The sequence below is a fragment of the Streptomyces sp. N50 genome (assembly GCF_033335955.1).
GTDB lineage: Bacteria > Actinomycetota > Actinomycetes > Streptomycetales > Streptomycetaceae > Streptomyces.
Genome location: NZ_CP137549.1, coordinates 641861 through 656018, shown reverse-complemented (window position 1 = coordinate 656018; position 14158 = coordinate 641861). Strand labels below are relative to the sequence as shown.

13 protein-coding genes are annotated in these 14158 nt (G+C 70.6%); 6 read left to right on the top strand and 7 right to left on the bottom strand.

Annotated elements, in window-relative coordinates:
* Positions 1-100 precede the first annotated feature (100 nt).
* Entirely contained in the window at positions 101-892 is a 792-nt protein-coding gene (locus R2B38_RS02960) for a metal-dependent hydrolase (RefSeq protein ID WP_033278306.1), read from the top strand.
* A 44-nt stretch (positions 893-936) separates the two neighbouring features.
* Here R2B38_RS02960 and R2B38_RS02955 read toward each other — a convergent pair whose 3' ends face one another.
* The 4 genes from R2B38_RS02955 to R2B38_RS02940 all read right to left on the bottom strand — a co-directional run bounded on the left by R2B38_RS02955 (position 937) and on the right by R2B38_RS02940 (position 5792).
* Positions 937-1206, bottom strand: coding sequence for a type B 50S ribosomal protein L31 (locus R2B38_RS02955; protein WP_318014811.1), 270 nt, complete (start codon positions 1204-1206; stop codon positions 937-939).
* Between the two features lie 51 nt (positions 1207-1257).
* On the bottom strand, positions 1258-1734 hold the full coding sequence (locus R2B38_RS02950; protein WP_318014810.1) for a DUF5709 domain-containing protein: 477 nt from the start codon (positions 1732-1734) through the stop codon (positions 1258-1260).
* Between the two features lie 387 nt (positions 1735-2121).
* Positions 2122-3903 carry an ABC transporter ATP-binding protein gene (locus R2B38_RS02945; protein WP_318014809.1) on the bottom strand — a complete coding sequence of 594 codons (1782 nt, stop codon included), beginning with the start codon at positions 3901-3903 and terminating at the stop codon, positions 2122-2124.
* Complete coding sequence (locus R2B38_RS02940) at positions 3900-5792, bottom strand: ABC transporter ATP-binding protein (protein WP_318014808.1); 1893 nt, start codon at positions 5790-5792, stop codon at positions 3900-3902. The genes R2B38_RS02945 and R2B38_RS02940 overlap by 4 nt, the downstream gene beginning before the upstream one ends.
* A 227-nt stretch (positions 5793-6019) precedes the next feature.
* Here R2B38_RS02940 and R2B38_RS02935 point away from each other — a divergent pair, with 227 nt between their 5' ends.
* The 3 genes from R2B38_RS02935 (at position 6020) to R2B38_RS02925 (ending at position 10046) form a co-directional block, all read left to right on the top strand.
* Complete coding sequence (locus R2B38_RS02935; RefSeq protein WP_318014807.1) at positions 6020-6781, top strand: L,D-transpeptidase family protein; 762 nt, start codon at positions 6020-6022, stop codon at positions 6779-6781.
* Positions 6782-6791: 10 nt separating this feature from the next.
* Positions 6792-8453 carry a peptide-N4-asparagine amidase gene (locus R2B38_RS02930; protein ID WP_318014806.1) on the top strand — a complete coding sequence of 554 codons (1662 nt, stop codon included), beginning with the start codon at positions 6792-6794 and terminating at the stop codon, positions 8451-8453.
* 174 nt (positions 8454-8627) lie between these two features.
* A complete protein-coding gene (locus tag R2B38_RS02925; protein WP_318014805.1) occupies positions 8628-10046 on the top strand; it encodes a cation:dicarboxylate symporter family transporter in 1419 nt (472 codons plus the stop codon).
* An 80-nt stretch (positions 10047-10126) separates the two neighbouring features.
* Here the strand turns inward: R2B38_RS02925 and R2B38_RS02920 are convergent, their stop codons facing one another.
* The gene (locus R2B38_RS02920; protein ID WP_318014804.1) at positions 10127-10978 is read right to left on the bottom strand and encodes an SDR family NAD(P)-dependent oxidoreductase; all 852 of its coding nucleotides are present in this window, start codon (positions 10976-10978) and stop codon (positions 10127-10129) included.
* A 59-nt stretch (positions 10979-11037) separates the two neighbouring features.
* Here R2B38_RS02920 and R2B38_RS02915 point away from each other — a divergent pair, with 59 nt between their 5' ends.
* On the top strand, positions 11038-11703 hold the full coding sequence (locus R2B38_RS02915) for a TetR family transcriptional regulator (RefSeq protein ID WP_318014803.1): 666 nt from the start codon (positions 11038-11040) through the stop codon (positions 11701-11703).
* Positions 11704-11718: 15 nt separating this feature from the next.
* On the opposite strand, the gene R2B38_RS02910 is transcribed toward R2B38_RS02915, so the two are convergent.
* The gene (locus R2B38_RS02910; protein ID WP_318014802.1) at positions 11719-12687 is read right to left on the bottom strand and encodes a GlxA family transcriptional regulator; all 969 of its coding nucleotides are present in this window, start codon (positions 12685-12687) and stop codon (positions 11719-11721) included.
* Between the two features lie 158 nt (positions 12688-12845).
* On the opposite strand from R2B38_RS02910, the gene R2B38_RS02905 reads away from it, so the two are divergent.
* Positions 12846-13484, top strand: a complete 639-nt coding sequence (locus R2B38_RS02905; protein ID WP_318014801.1) for an HD domain-containing protein — start codon at positions 12846-12848, stop codon at positions 13482-13484.
* Positions 13485-13527: 43 nt separating this feature from the next.
* Here R2B38_RS02905 and R2B38_RS02900 read toward each other — a convergent pair whose 3' ends face one another.
* Positions 13528-14028: a MarR family transcriptional regulator gene (locus R2B38_RS02900; protein WP_318014800.1), complete on the bottom strand. Its 501-nt coding sequence runs from the start codon at positions 14026-14028 to the stop codon at positions 13528-13530.
* Between the last annotated feature and the right edge of the window lie 130 nt (positions 14029-14158).

The following is a 14158-nucleotide window of genomic DNA, read 5'->3' as shown; positions in this document are numbered from 1 at the left end:
GGAGACGAAGATCGCTACCGCTACGCTGTGTCGCCGACAGAGTGTCAGGGCGCCCGAGCAACTGACCGGCGGCGTAAGAGGAATGGGGCGGGGAACGGCCATGATGGGACCAGCACACTCACTGTCGGGAGCGGCGGCCTGGCTCGGCGTCGGAGCGGCGACTGCCGCGGCTGGGCATCCGATGCCCTGGCCGGTGATCCTGGTCGGTGCCCTGATCTGTGCCGGCGCCGCGCTCGCCCCGGACCTCGATCACAAGGCGGCGACCATCTCCCGGGCCTTCGGCCCCGTCTCCCGGACCGTGTGCGAGGTCGTCGACAAGCTCTCGTACGCCGTCTACAAGGGGACCAGGAAGCAGGGCGACCCGCGTCGCTCCGGCGGGCACCGCACGCTCACCCACACCTGGCTGTGGGCGGTCCTGATCGGGGCGGGGAGTGCGGGCGTGGCGATCCTGGGCGGTCGCTGGGGAGTGCTGGCGATCCTGTTCGTGCACATGGTGCTGGCCATCGAAGGTCTGCTGTGGCGGGCGGCCCGCGGCTCCAGCAGCGACATCCTGGTGTGGCTGCTGGCGGCGACCAGCGCGTGGATCCTCGCCGGCGTGCTGGACAAGCCGGGCAACGGTTCGGACTGGCTGTTCACGGATCAGCACCAGTACCTGTGGCTGGGGCTGCCGGTCGTGCTGGGCGCGCTGGTGCACGACATCGGGGACGCGCTGACCGTCTCTGGCTGCCCGATCCTGTGGCCGATCCCGTTGGGCCGCAAGCGCTGGTACCCGATCGGGCCGCCGAAGGTGATGCGGTTCCGCGCGGGCAGCTGGATCGAGCTCAAGGTGCTGATGCCGGTGTTCATACTGCTCGGGGGAGTGGGCTGCGCGGCGGCACTCAACGTGATCTGAGGCGCGGCGTCAGTTCCGGCGGCGGCGCCGACGCGGACGGTGGCTCACGCCCCGCCGGAACCCTCGCCCGCACCGCCGCCGTAGCGCCGCTCGAACTGGGCGATGCGGCCCTCCGTGTCCACCGTCCGCGCCTTGCCGGTGTAGAAGGGGTGGCTCTCCGAGGAGATCTCCACGTCCACGACCGGGTAGGTCTCGCCGTCGTCCCACTCGATGGTCCGGTCGCTGGTCGCGGTGGACCGGGTCAGGAAGGCGTATCCGGCGGCGCGGTCGCGGAAGACCACGGGGTGGTAGTCGGGCTGTTTGTCCTGCTGCATGACTGCTCCTCCTGCGACGGTGGTGCGGTTGACGGCGAAGGGGCGGCGAGGTCAGCCGTAGAGGGAGTCCTCGTCCTCGTCGACGATGTGCATCGCGGCCTCCTCGGCGGAGGCGGCGGCACCGTCGATGCCCACGTCCGTGGCGATCAGGCCGCTCTCCTCGTCCTCGTGCGCTCCTTCGTCGGGTGCCACGAGCCGGCCCGAGCGGGTGTCGCCGACCTCGATGTCGAGGAGCTCGCCGTCGGTGTCCTCGGAGTCGCCGATGCCGTCACCGTCGGACGCGGTGAGATCCGGGATCTCCTCGGCGAGGCGCTGGTCGAGGGTCTCGCCGTGCTCGCGCCCGGCGGCCGTCACGTCGTCGCGTTCCACCGCCCAGGGGCGCTCAGGCGGGGACCAGCCGCGGTCGAGGGGGTCCTCGACGCCGTCGGCCACCAGGGTGTCCTCCGCGTCGAGCAGACCCGCGTCGTCCTGCACCTCGGATCCGTCGGGCTGGTAGACGTCGTCTCCCCATCCGTCGGCGCTGTTCACGGGTACCTCCAGGTGGTGGGGACCGGCCCGTTCTCACCGCGGTCGGCGGCGGGTCGCCGCTGTGCGGGGCACACTCGGCGCCCGGCACGAACCACATGGTCCCCGGGCACTCCCCGAACCGGTGCCGCTCCCCAGCCTTCCACCCCTTTTCCCCACCGCGCAACGGCACGGGCCCGGCCGGGGCGTGCACATCCCCGGCCACATCCCTTCTCACCCGCCCCAGCACGCATTCGGTTCCGGCGCGACAAGGCGTCCCGGAAGGGGCGCGGGGAACTGCGCGACCAGCCCCCACCGGCCCGCAGGTACTCAAAGGACCGCAGTTCAGTCACCTCCCTCACCGACCAGCTCCCACCGACCCGCACCCCAGTCCCCGCTCGACCAGCGGAGCTACCCGTGCCAGGACCGCCACAACGCCGCGTACGCCCCCTCCGCAGCCACCAACTCGTCATGGCTGCCCAGCTCGCTGATCCGCCCGTCCTCGACGACGGCGATGACATCCGCGTCATGGGCGGTGTGCAGACGATGGGCGATCGCGACGACCGTGCGGCCGTCGAGGACGCGGGCCAGGGACCGCTCGAGGTGCCGGGCCGCCCGCGGGTCGAGGAGCGAGGTCGCCTCGTCCAGGACCAGCGTGTGCGGGTCGGCCAGCACCAGCCGGGCCAGCGCGATCTGCTGGGCCTGGGCCGGGGTCAGCGCGAGCCCGCCCGAGCCGACCTCGGTGTCGAGGCCGTCGTCCAGAGCCCGCGCCCATCCGTCCGCGTCGACCGCACCCAGCGCCGCCCACAGCTCGGCGTCCCCCGCGTCGGTCCGGGCGAGCAGGAGGTTGTCGCGCAGGGAGCCCACGAAGACGTGGTGCTCCTGGTTGACGAGGGCCACGTGGGAGCGGACGTGTTCCGCGGTCATCCGGGAGAGTTCGGCGCCGCCGAGGGTGATCCGGCCGTCCCGGGGCGCGTAGATGCCGGCGAGCAGCCTGCCCAGGGTGGACTTGCCCGCGCCCGAGGGGCCGACCAGGGCCAGCCGGGTGCCGGGCGCGACCTCCAGGGAGACCTTGCGGAGCACGTCGACGCCCTCGCGGTAGCCGAAGTGCACCCGGTCCGCGTGCACGTCCCGGCCCTCGGGGGACAGCGTGGCGTCCCCGGCGTCGGGCTCGATGTCCCGGACGCCGACCAGCCGGGCCAGCGAGACCTGGGCGACCTGGAGCTCGTCGTACCAGCGCAGGATCAGGTTGACCGGGTCGACGAGCATCTGTGCGATGAGGGCGCCCGTCGTCAGTTCGCCCACCTCGATCCAGCCCTGCAGGACGAACACCCCGCCGAGCATCAGGACCGAGCAGAGCACCGTGACATGGGTGACGCTGATGACCGGGAAGAGCACCGACCGCAGCCAGAGCGTGTAGTTCTCCCAGGCGGTCCACTCCTTGACGCGGCGTTCGGAGAGGGCGATCCGCCGGTCGCCGAGGCGGTGGGACTCGACGGTCCGGCCGGCGTCCACGGTCTCGGCGAGGGCCGCGGCCACGGCGGCGTATCCGGCGGCCTCGGAGCGGTAGCCGGCCGGTGCGCGCTTGAAGTACCAGCGGCAGCCGATCACCAGCACCGGCACCGCGATCAGCACGGCGGGCGCCAGCGGCGGCACGGTGACGACGAGACCGCCGAGCAGCAGCACCACCCACACCACACCGATCGCCAGTTGCGGTACGGCCTCCCGCATCGCGTTGGCGAGCCGGTCGATGTCGGTGGTGATGCGGGACAGGAGGTCGCCGGTGCCCGCCCGTTCCAGGACGCCCGGCGGCAGCCCGACCGACCGGACGAGGAAGTCCTCGCGCAGGTCGGCCAGCATCCGCTCGCCGAGCATCGCGCCCCGCAGGCGCACCTGCCGGATGAACAGGGCCTGGACGGCGAGCGCGACGACGAACACCTCGATGGTCAGGCCGAGATGGAGTTCCCGCGCCCCGTCCGACACCCGCTCGACGAGGTCGCCGAGCAGATAGGGGCCGACCATCGAGGCGATCACGGCGACCGTGTTCACGGTGACGAGGACGAGGAAGGCCCGGCGATGCCGGTGGAACAGTTCGGACACGTAGGCCCGTACGGTCGCGGGGGCGCCGACCGGCAGGGTGTTGGCCGTGGTCGGGGCCGCCGGGTCGTAGGCCGGGGGCGCCACGCCGATCATGCGCTCTCCTCGATTTCTTCCAGTGCGCTCCGCAGAGCGGTTTCGTCGTTCAGGGCATCGTCGTCGTCCAAGGCACCTCGGAGCGGAGCCTCGGCCTGGTTCAACTCGCCCCGCAGGGAGGCCTGTTCACCATCCCGCGCCACCCGCGACGCGGACTCCTCCTCGGTCTCCCGCGTCACCACAGCCCGGTACCGCGGCTCGCTCCGGAGAAGTTCGCGGTGGGCGCCGACCGCCACGACCGCGCCCTCGTGCACCAGCACGACCCGGTCCGCGTGGTCCAGGAGCAGGGGCGAGGAGGTGAACACCACGGTGGTCCGGCCGGTCCTCAACTCCCGTACGCCGTCGGCGATCCGGGCCTCGGTGTGGGAGTCGACGGCGGAGGTCGGCTCGTCCAGGACGAGGACCTCCGGGTCCGTGATCAACGACCGTGCCAGGGCGAGCCGTTGGCGCTGGCCGCCGGAGAGGGAGCGCCCGCGTTCGGTGATCCGGGCGTCCATCGGGTCCTCGGTGTCGAGCGAGCCCTGCGCGAGCGCCACCAGCACGTCCCCGCACTGCGCGGCGGCCAGCGCTTCCTCCGCGCCGACCGCACCCGAGGCGGGCACGTCGAGCAGCTCGCGCAGCGAACCGGACAACAGCACCGGGTCCTTGTCCTGGACGAGGACGGCGGTGCGCGCCGAGTCGAGGGGGAGTTCGTCGAGCGGTACGCCGTCCAGGAGCACGGAGGTGCCCGCCTCGGCGGGGTGTCCGCCGAGCCGTTCCGCCAGCCGCCCCGCCGCGTCCGGGTCGCCGCACACCACGGCGGTGAGCAGGCCCGAGGGCGCGAGCAGCCCGGTGTCCGGGTCGTACAGATCCCCGGCGGGCACCTCGGCCGCGCGCGTCCCCACGGTGTCGGTGACCCGCTCCAGGGACAGCACGCGCGCGGCGCGTCTGGCCGAGGGTCGGGAGAAGGAGTACGCCATGGCGATCTCCTCGAAGTGCCGCAGCGGGTAGGACAGGATCATCACCGCGCTGTAGACGGTGACCAGTTCGCCGACGGTGATCCGGCCCTGGCGGGCCAGCTGCACGCCGTACCAGACGATCGCGATCAGCAGCAGACCCGGCATCAGCACCTGGATCGCGGAGATGACCGCCCACATCCGGGCACTGCGCACGGCCGCGTGGCGGACCTCCTGGGAGGCGCGGCGGTAGCGGTCGAGGAACAGTTCCTCGCCGCCGATGCCGCGCAGCACCCGCAGTCCGGCGACGGTGTCGGAGGCGAGTTCGGTGGCGCGGCCCGCCTTCTCGCGCTGCACGTCGGCGCGCCGGGTGGCGCGGGGCAGCAGCGGCAGCACGGAGACCGCCAGCACGGGCACGCCCACGGCGACGACGACACCGAGCGCGGGCTCGTACACGAACAGCCCGACGCACACGATGACGATCGTCAGCGCGGCGGCCAGGAAGCGGGACAGCGCCTCCACGAACCAGCCGATCTTCTCGACGTCACCCGTCGACACGGCCACGACCTCACCGGCCGCGACCCGCCGGGTCAGCGCCGAGCCGAGGTGCGCCGCCTGCCGGGCCAGCAGTTGCTGGACGCGGGCGGCGGCCGTGATCCAGTTGGTGACGGCGGCCCGGTGCAGGAAGGTGTCGCCCACGGCGATGCCCGCCCCGCACAGCACCATCAGCCCGCCGGTCTGGGCCAGTCGGCTCCCGGAGCGGTCGACCACGGCCTGCACGGCGAAGCCCACACAGAACGGCAGCGCGGAGACGGACACGAAGTGCAGCAGCCCCCAGGCCAGGGATTTCAGCTGGCCACCGAGCTGATTCCGGCCGAGCCACCACAGGAATCGGGGCCCCGAGCGCGCGTCCGGCACACCCGGGTCGGGATACGGAAGGTCTTGAATCTGCATGACGTCCCAGTGGCTCTTGTTCAGGCGGGAAGGGGGAGGAGGGAACCGCGGAGCGCGGCGACGGACCGCGAGCGGAACGCGGCAACAAACCGTGAAAGGTTCGCGTCGCAGCGTGGTCGGAAGCAAGCGGTTTTCCCCGCCGGGGGTCAGATCCGGCGTTCACCCATCAGGGGCGAGATGTCCGTGACCTCACGCAATGCCGCCGAATGCGATGTGACCATGGCCCGATGCAGAGTGGCGGCACACGACGTGCGACGGTCGCGATGGCGGCTCTCGGTTCCCTCCTGACGATGACGACCCTGTCCGCGTGCGGCAGCGCGCACACCGGACACCCCGGCGGCACGGAAGGGAGAGCCGGCGCCCAGGCGACCCACCCGAGACCGGCCGTCACCACCTCCGCCCCGGACCCGACCCGCATCCCGGACGTCGGAGACCGGCTCCAGCGCGCCATCCCCACCGACACGAGCCAGGTCCTCACGGTCTACGGCGACGGCAAGGACTCCCCGGACTCCACCGCGGTCCTGTTCACCAAGAACGGCTCCACCTGGCACCGGACCGCCAGCTGGCGCGCACACAACGGCAAGCTGGGCTGGACCACCGACCACCACCTCGGCGACAAACGCAGCCCCGTCGGCGTGTTCACGCTGACCGCCGCGGGGGGTGTCCTCGACGACCCGGGCACGGCACTTCCGTACTCCCAGGACGAGTCCTACGAGGCCCCGCGCGACTGGGACGAGTCGCACTGGCACGACTTCGACTACGTCATCGCCATCGACTACAACCGCGTCCCCGGCACCCCGCCCGACGACGCGGAGCAGCCCGAGGGCGAGGACAAGGGTGGCGGGATCTGGCTGCACCTGGACCACGGCAGCGGTACGTCGGCCTGCGTGAGCCTGTCCAAGGAGGCGATGGAGTTCCTGCTGCGCACGCTCGACCCGAACCGGCATCCCGTGGTGCTGATGGGGGACAGGGCGGACCTCAAGGGGTAGAACACCGCCCATGAGAAGCCGGATAGTCATGTCCATGCTCGCCGGGGCGACCCTCCTGGCGAGCACCCTCCTCGGAGCGAGCCCCGCCCAAGCGGCCGAGGCGAAAGCCCAGTTGGCCGACTCGAAAGTCCAGGCGGTCGATACGAAGGCCCAAGTCGCCGACGTCCCCGCCGAGTTCGGCACCGACTGGCACGACCCCCTCACCGCCGCCCCGCCCATCGCCAAGCCCGCGACGAAGTCCTGCCAAGTCACCCTCGCCGACACCGAGTTCCGCGACTTCACCCCGTACAAGGGCACCTACACACCGCCCAAGGCCTGCGGCGACCACTGGAGCAAGGTCGTCCTGAGACTGGACGGGACGGTCGCCGGACGGCAGTACGACCGGCTCGGCTATCTGCACGTCGGCGGAGTCGAGATCCTCCGTACCTCCACTCCCGAGCCCTCGCCCGACGGCATCAAGTGGTCCGTGGAGAAGGACGTCACGCGCTACAGCGCCACCTTCCGCAGCACGCAGGACGTCGAGATGCTCATCGGCAACGTCGTCGACGACACCTACACCGGCGTCATCGGCGTCAAAGCCACGCTGACGTTCTACGAGGGCAGACCCGCGGCGGCAGAGACCCCCGACCGCGTCCTCACCCTCGCCGCCGACTCGACGCTCACCACCCCGCGCAACACCGAACGCATCGTCGCCGAGGTCTACGCCACCGGATCCGGCGGCGGCTGCGAGGAGTTCTGGTATCTCGCGGTACCCGACTCGGCGCCGTACTCCTGCCAGGCCGACAAGGGCCCCTACCGCGAGGTGCAGATCAAGGTCGACGGCCAACTCGCCGGAATCGCCGCCCCGTTCCCGAACGTGTGGACCGGCGGCTGGTCCGACCCCTTCCTCTGGTACGTCATTCCCGGCCCGCGCGCCTTCGACGTCAAGCCGATCGAATACGACCTGACCCCCTTCGCCGGACTGCTCAACGACGGCCGCCCGCACCACATCGACGTCTCCGTCGTCGGCGTGCCCGAGGGGCAGAGCGGGTGGAGCGCGCCGGTGAACGTGCTCGTCTGGCAGGACGCGCAGCGCGCCCATGTCACCGGGAAGCTCACCCTTGACCACGCGGGCGAACTGGCCAACTCCTCGACATACACGCCCGGTTCGGAGGAACGCGTGGACACCGACGCGGGCCATCGGCTGACCACGGCCGGGTACGTCGACACCTCGCACGGCCGCGTGCGGACCACCGTCGACCGGACGCTCGCCAACACCTCCGTGCACCGCTGGATCGACGGCGAGAACATGGACGGGCTCGACGCGACCTGGACGGACGACGAGTCGGTGACCGTGGACGGGCGGGGACCGGCCCGGACGACGGCCACGCACCGGACGTACACGATGAACGGCGCGACGACGATCGGGACGGACGACCGGCTGCGTACCGTTCTCACGCTGGGCGACCGGGCGGCGGTCGTCGACACGCGGGACGGGCGGCGGACCGGGTGGTCACGGCTCGACGACACCTACAGCGGGGACGCGACCTACACGCTGAACGTGCCCCGCGACCAGCGGCACGCGGTCGGGACGTCGAGTGAGCGCTACCGGCTGTACGGCTCGGGCGGCTGCTACGACCGCTCGCTGGCGACCGCGCAGGGGGTGCTCACCGAGGACCGCAGCGGCTGCTGACCTGGTACGCGTGCGATGCGTCACTCAGATGCGTGATTTACACGGCCGTCACACGGAGGTTTTCCGGGCGATCAACAACGGCTTCAAAGTGTCCACTCGGAAGCCGCTTTCCGTATCGCAGAAGTCGCCCCCCATCGACTTCCGCGAACGACCGTCCCCCCTCAAGGAGTGCCCGTGCCGCCGTCCGTCCCGCCTCTGCCGCGACGCGTCGCACGCATACTGCGTACCTCACTCTTCGCGCAGGTCGCCTGCGCGCTCGTCCTCGGCATCCTCGTCGGAAAGCTGTGGCCCGACGTGGCCACGGACCTCCAGCCCCTCGGCGACGGATTCACCCGGCTCATCAAGACGATCATCTCGCCGCTCGTGTTCTGCGTGGTCGTCGTCGGCATCGCCAAGGCCGGTGACCTCAAGGCCTTCAGCCGGATCGGCCTCAAGGCGCTGATCTGGTTCGAGGTCGCGAGCACCGCGGCGCTGATCATCGGCCTGGTCCTCGCCAACGTCGTCCAGCCCGGCTCCGGGATGCACGTCGACCCGGCCACGCTCAACACCTCGGCGGTGGACGCGAAGACGGGCGGCGCCGCGCTGCCCTCGACGACCGAGTTCATCGTCAACTCGCTCCCCACCAGCTTCATCGGCGCCTTCGCTGAGAACTCGCTCCTCCAAGTGCTCATCCTGGCCTGCCTGGTGGGCGCCGCGCTGCTCCACCTCGGCCACACCAAGGTGCCGCAGGTCCTGCCCGCGATCGAGCAGGCTCAGGAGATCATCTTCGCGATCGTCGGCTTCGTCATGCGCCTGGCCCCGCTCGCCGTGTTCGGCGCGATGGCCGTCCTCGTCGGCCAGTACGGGCTCGGCGTCATGAAGACCTACGCCAAGCTGATCATCCTCTGCTACATCGCCGCCGCACTCTTCCTCGTGGTGCTGGCCGTCGCTCTACGACTGGTCACCGGGCTCAGCCTCTGGAAGTTCCTCCGCTACATCCGCGAGGAGATGCTCCTCGCGCTCGGCACCGCCTCCACCGAGTCCGTCATGCCGCGCGTGATGCAGAAGCTGCGCAAGGCCGGCGCCCGGGACGACGCGGTCGGCCTGGTGCTGCCCACCGGCTACTCCTTCAACCTCGACGGCGCCTCCCTCTATCTCTCCATCGGCACGCTGTTCATCGCCCAGGCCGTCGGCGTCGACCTCAGCCTCGGTCAGCAGATCACCGTGATCCTGGTGCTCATGCTCACCAGCAAGGGCATGGCCGGCATCCCTGGTTCGGCTTTCCTCGCCCTGTCCGCGACCGCCTCCTCGCTGGGTGCGATCCCGGCCGGCGCGGTCGCCCTGCTCCTCGGCGTCGACCGCATCATGGACTCGATGCGCGTCGTCACCAACCTCCTCGGCAACTGCGTCGCCGTCTTCGCGGTCTCCCGCTGGGAAGGCGCCCTCGACATCGAGAAGGCCAAGAGGGTCCTCGACGGCGAGATCACGGACGTGGAAGAGGCTGTAGAAGAAGCCGTGCCCGTGCGGGAAGAGGCGGAGGAAGAGGCGGAGGCAGAGGCGGAGGCGGAGATCCCCGCGCAGCGTGTCAAGGAGACTGCCCCCGAGGCCAGTTGAGGGTGAGTCCGTTCGTCGTGGCGGGCTGCGGCTCCTGATCCGTGCCTACGGTGGGGGAGTCGCGGCCCGTTCTTCTGTGGCTACGCGAGGTCGACCGGGTACTCCTGGTCGAAGTCGGCCGAGCGGCTCACCGCCTCCCACGCGGACGCCTCGGCGATCTGGTCGCGTGAGTAGTTCTGCGCCATCTCCACGGCGCCGGCGCCCAGGATGAGGTGGGAGGGGAGGTTCGGCTGCTTGACGACGCGGACCAGGATCTCCCCGGCGCGCTTCGGGTCGCCCGCGGCGACGACCGGACCGTCGAAGAGGCGGATCAGCGCGCCGACGGTCTCGTCGTACTCCGGTGCCACATCCGGGATCTGCATGGAGGAGCCGGCCCAGTCGGTCGCGAACCCGCCCGGTTCCACGACGAGGTACCTGATGCCGAACGGCGCGGTCTCGGCCGCGAGCACGCGCGTGAAGCCGTCGACCGCGAACTTCGCCGCCTGGTAGGACCCGAGTCCGGGGTTCCCGCCGACCCGGCCGCCGATGGACGAGAACTGTACGACCGTGCCCGCGCCCCGCGCCCTCAGGAACGGGATCGCGGCCGTCGAGACGTTGTAGACGCCCCAGAAGTTCGTGTCGAACTGTCGGCGGAAGTCGTCCTCGGGGGTCGTCTCGACCGGGGAGAGGTTGGCGTACCCGGCGTTGTTGACGACCACGTCGATCCCGCCGAAGCCGTCGACTCCCGCCTGTAGGGCTGCCGTTGCGGCTGCCCGGTCGGTGACGTCGAGGGCGACCGGAAGTACGCGGTCGCCGTACTTCTCCACGAGGTCGTCCAGCTGCTCCGGCTTGCGTGCAGTGGCGACGACGCGGTCGCCGGCCTCCAGGGCCGCGACGGTGAGATTGCGGCCGAAGCCGCGGGACGAACCGGTGATGAACCATGTCTGAGTCATGTCTCTAGCAAAACACCGTTTCGTTATTAGTGCAACCGCGTTGCGCTATGCTCTGGGTCATGAGCACGCCCAGTCCCCAGCGCGCCCGCAGTGCGGCGGCCAAGCAGCAGCGCGAGCGGGCGATCCTCGACGCCGCCAGATCCCTCGGCGCCGAACGCAGTGTGCGCGAGGTCACCCTCACGGACATCGCCGCCGCCGTGGGCATGCACAAGTCCGCGATGCTGCGGTACTTCGAGACCCGGGAGCAGATCTTTCTGGCGCTGACCGCCGAAGGCTGGGAGGACTGGTCGGCGGTGCTCCGCGCGCGGTTGAGTGAATTCACCGGCGACACCACCGCCCCCGACGCGGTCGCGGCCGTCATCGCGCGGACGCTCGTCGCGCGGCCGTTCTTCTGCGACCTGCTGGCTCAGGCGCCGTTGAACCTGGAACGCAACGTCTCGCTCGACTCGGTGTACGAGTTCAAGACGGTCGTACTCGGCGAAGTGGCCTTGCTGGTATCCGAGTTGTGCCGAGTGCTCGCGATCACCGAGCGCTCGGCCGTCGATCTGATCTCCACGGCGACGAGCATGGCCGGGGCACTGTTGCAGATGGCCGCGCCCGGTACCAGGCTCCGAACGCTCTACGAGTCCCGCCCCGAGTTGGCGCATGCGCTGGTCGACGTCGAGCCCCAACTGACGCGCGTCCTGGCCGCGTTGGTGATCGGGATGCGGTCGACGGGGATGTGAAGTGCCGTCAGTGACTCATGGCGTCGGCGACTGCCCGCGCGTGCTCGCGAACCGGCTGCGATAGTGCGTCGGCGTCGTGTCCAAGTGGCGGGCGAAGGCGCGGCGGAGGGTCTCGTCGGTGCCCAGGCCGCTGTGGTGCGCCGCGGAGGTGACGCTGTGCCCTTCGAGGAGGAGATGCTGGGCGCGGTCGAGACGGACCCGTTCGACCCAACGGGCGGGCGTGGTACCGAGTTCGGTACGGAAGAGCCGTGTCAGGTGGCGTGGACTGACGGCCAGCGTCGCCGCCATGGCGGGCAGGCTGTGGTCGCCGGCCGGGTCGGCCAGCACCGAGGCGATCAGCGACCGTAGCGGATCGGTGCGCGGTGGTGGGGTGGCGGTCGCGGCGCTGAACTGGGACTGCCCGCCCGGGCGTTGCATGAAGACGACCAACTCGCGCGCGATGTTCCGGGCCACGTCCGCGCCGTGGTCGTCCTCGACGAGGGCGAGCGCCAGGTCGATGCCGGCGCTGATGCCCGCCGAGGTGACGAAGTGCCCGTCGCGGACGTGGATGGCGTCCGGCTCGACGCGCACGAGGGGGTGGCGGCGGGCCAATGTCTCGGCGTGCCGCCAGTGGGTGGTGGCCGATCGGCCGTCCAGCAGGCCGAGTTGGGCGAGGACGAAGGCGCCCGTGCAGACGGAGGTGACCCTGGCGGCGTGCTCGGTGAGGATGCGGGTCGCGGTCAACAGCTCTTCCTCGGCGGGCTGTTGGGCCAGTCGGTCGCCCCCGGCGACGATGACCGTGTCGACCGGGCCGGCGTCGGCCGCGGTCACCGTACCGGTGAGTGTCAGTCCGTTCGAGGCGGTCACCGTGCCGCCGCGGGGTGAGACCAGGACCAGTTCATAGGGGTGGCCGAGCTTGCCCGACTGGTGCAGCACCTCGGCGGGGCCGCTGACGTCGAGCATGGTCACGCCGTCGAAGACGAGGAATCCGACCCGGTGTGTCATGCCGGAATCCACGTCTGGAGCCGTGTCTGGAGCCGCGCCTGAAGCCATGTCCGAATCTGTGGTTTTCCTGGCTGTGAGGACATGGCCCCAGCGTACGCCGCTGACGATCCTGGAGGCATACGGCATGCGTCCCATGGCACCCAGGAGAGGCAAGAACGATGAGTGAAGTGATCGCAGGTGTGGAGATCCCGGACACAGCCCTCGTGCGGGAGGCGACCGAGCTGGTGCGCGAGGCCGCGTCGCCGCTGCTGTTCGACCACTCGCGGCGGGTGTTCCTGTGGGGCGCCCTGCGCGGACGTGAGCAGGGGCTCGGCTACGACCCCGAACTGCTCTACGTGGCCGCGATGTTCCACGACCTCGGGCTCACCGAGAAGTTCCGCCGCACCGACCAGCGCTTCGAGATCGACGGCGCCGACGAGGCCCGCCGGTTCCTGCACACCCACGGCATCACCGGTGAACCGGCCGACCGGGTCTGGGCGAGCATCGCCCTGCACACCACGCAGGAGATCCCGCTGCACATGGCGGCCGAGATCGCCCTGGTCAACCGGGGTGTGTCGCTGGACGTCGTGGGCATCGGCTACGACGCCGTGTCCGACGAGCAGCGCGCGGCCGTCGTGGCGGCACACCCTCGCCCGGACTTCAAGAACGGGATCCTCGCCGCCTTCGCCGAGGGCATCAAGGACCGCCCCGAGACCACGTTCGGCAACATCAAGGCGGACGTGCTGGCCCACTTCGTACCGGGCTTCGTGCGCGGTGACTTCGTAGAGAAGATCAAGGGCTCGAACTGGCCGGAGTGACGCGAACACGGTCCGGGCGGCAACCTCGGAGCGGGTCAGCGGGTCAGCAGGAACGCCCGTGCCCATGCCCCTCGTGCGCCGCATGGGCATCAAGCCCCTCATGCGCACCGGGCGCCCCATCCACCAACGTGTCCAGCAACGCCCGCAACACCTCGCGCTCCACATCCGTGAGCGGCGCCAGAATCTCGTTCGCCGCCCCCCGCCGCGCGCCCCGCAGCTCGCTCAGCGCCTTGCGGCCGTCGTCCGTGATCTCGATCCGGATCACCCGCCGGTTGGACGGATCGGGCACCCGCCGGACCTTGCCGCTCGCCTCCAGCCCGTCGACCAGCGTGGTCACGGCGCGTGGCACCACTTCGAGGCGCTCGGCGAGGTCGGCCATGCGCGGCGGGGCGTCGAAGTGCGCGAGGGTGCGCAGCAGGCGGGACTGGGCGGGGGTGATGCCGAGGTCGCGCTGCTCCAGATGGCGCTTCTGGATGCGGTGCACCCGGCGCGTGAGCCGCAGCAGCTGCTCCGCGAGCAGGCCGTCGGAATCTGGGGTGGTCATACGGGAACAATATCAGGACCTGGTTCATTGTGAGTATAGGTAACAATGAGCTATGCTCCATCAAGCCTCATCGCTCCATGAGTTCTGAGCGCTTGACCAGTCCTGATCGCCTCACCATCCGTAGGAGACC